We start from the raw sequence: 2,178 nt of genomic DNA, 5'->3' as shown, positions 1-2,178 counted from the left end.
CCCCACCTTCCCCTGCCGCTAAAGTTTTAACCGGATGAAAACTAAATACCGTCGCATCACTGTAGGTTCCACTGCCAATGGGTTGGCCCTCGTAAACACTGCCAATGGCGTGAGCTGCATCTTCAATTAAATATATTCCGTAGCGATCCGTTAATTCCCGAATCGGCTTTAAATCACACGGTAAGCCGGCAAAATGCACGACCACTAACACCTTGGGTAGAATATTCGCCGTTTTAGCTTGCGCTAATTGGCTTGCGAGTTTTTCGGGACAAATATTACGGGTTGTAGGCTCTATATCAACAAATTCAACTCTCGCTTGGCAATACAAACCACAGTTGGCCGAAGCCACAAAAGATAACGGTGTAGTCCATAAATAATCACCCTTGCCTAAACCCAAGGCCAAGCAAGTTAAATGCAGCCCTGCCGTTCCATTACTCAGCGCAATGGCGTTTTCAGCCCCGACCTTAGAGGCTAGCGCTTTCTCAAACGCTTGTACTGCTGGACCTTGCGTTAACCAAGGTGAACGCAGCACTTGCACGACCGCTTCTATATCGTCTTCATCAATACATTGGCGACCGTATGGGATCATAGATCCGCGCTCTTATGTAACGCTTGAATTTGCTCAACTGTTAAAAAATCGCTATTACTGCCCGAGTTATAGCAGAACCCTTTGGGTACAGGATGCCCTATCTCGTCTAACCTATTTTTTTCAAAATGTACTGATCGATACATTTTAATGGTGGGCGTAATCACATAGTGATCATCAAACTCGACCGTTAAATGTGAATCGTCTTGTGGGCACATTGTTTCATGCAATTTTTCACCCGGGCGAATACCTACCTCTTGGGTTTTAACACCAGGCGCAACGGCCTCGGCTAAATCGGTAATTCTTACACTCGGGATTTTAGGTACAAAGATTTCACCACCCTGCATACGTGCAAAATTCGTTAATACAAAATCAACGCCCTGCTGCAAAGTAATCCAGAATCGCGTCATCTCAAGATCAGTAATGGGTAGATCACCTTTATTATCAGCGACCCATTGCTGAAAAAAGGGCACAACAGAACCTCGAGAGCCCACCACATTACCGTAACGCACAACTGAAAATTCTGACTTTTCCGCCGCCATGTTATTGGCCGCGACAAAAAGCTTATCAGAGGCTAATTTAGTAGCGCCGTAGAGGTTAACCGGGCAAGCGGCTTTGTCCGTCGAGAGCGCAATCACTTTTTTCACACGGTTGGCAAGCGCTGCTCTAATAACATTTTCAGCACCATTAATGTTCGTTTTAATACATTCCATAGGATTGTATTCTGCAGCAGGCACCTGTTTCAGCGCTGCCGCATGAATCACATAGTCAACGCCCTCGCAGGCTTGCGATATACGCTCTTTATCACGAACATCGCCAATAAAATAACGCATTTTTTCATTATTAAATTGCTGCTGCATTTCAAATTGTTTTAGCTCGTCACGCGAGAAAATAATAATTTTTTTAGGGTTATGCTTCTCAAGCAGCGTTTTTGTGAGTTTTTTACCAAAAGAACCGGTACCACCCGTAATTAAAAGTGTTTTGTTTTCAAACATGAGCAACCTCAGCCTTGAATCCGTAATCAATATATGGAGCGCAGGAATATAAGTTTATCTATTAATGTTTGATATGGACACCCTCACCTTCGTCACTCAATGGGTTATGGCTTAGCCCCGTTAAGCACTTAGATAAGCAAGCCAATCCCTTCATTGGATAAACTATCTTCACCTCACCCCCAAAACATCGCCTTTACTAGAATGTCGATATCTTGACGTGTACCTCTATATATAGCAGAGCCTATGCCAAGCGACAGAAAAGATGCGAGCGCGGCGCCATATTGAACGTTATGCCGCCAATCTCATCGCAAATGGCAATTTATTGCGCATGCGTGCTATCCATACTGGTAGACCAAACGCTCTAAGGCTCGAAGCTTGTGAAGAATGTAAAAATGGCTCTACCAATACTCTTACGGAAAAAGTGCATTTATTGAGGTGTCTTCAGGGGCTTTAGGGGCAAGGCAATAATAGTTTGTCCAATTAGGCGAGGGCTCCTGCTTTCTCAGCAAGGCGCTCGAAGGGGCGCATGCCGGGGCCTATAGGACATAGGTCAGTAGGGTAACGCATCGGGGCAGGAGCCCCTTATTAGACATTGCA

At 45.0% G+C, this 2,178-nt stretch carries 2 protein-coding genes; both read right to left on the bottom strand.

Features of this window, described 5'->3' with window-relative positions; genetic code table 11:
- The coding region (locus tag AC3A8L_RS14105; protein ID WP_487962908.1) for an aminotransferase class I/II-fold pyridoxal phosphate-dependent enzyme at positions 1 to 589 on the bottom strand (589 nt) is incomplete at its 3' end.
- Complete coding sequence (pseB, locus tag AC3A8L_RS14100) at positions 586 to 1,581, bottom strand: UDP-N-acetylglucosamine 4,6-dehydratase (inverting) (protein WP_487962907.1); 996 nt, start codon at positions 1,579 to 1,581, stop codon at positions 586 to 588. The genes pseB and AC3A8L_RS14105, both read right to left, overlap by 4 nt.
- Between the last annotated feature and the right edge of the window lie 597 nt (positions 1,582 to 2,178).

This window comes from Marinagarivorans sp., from assembly GCF_982758155.1.
The sequence above is the reverse complement of the archived record's forward strand: the minus strand, read 5'-3'. Positions and strand labels throughout refer to the sequence as shown.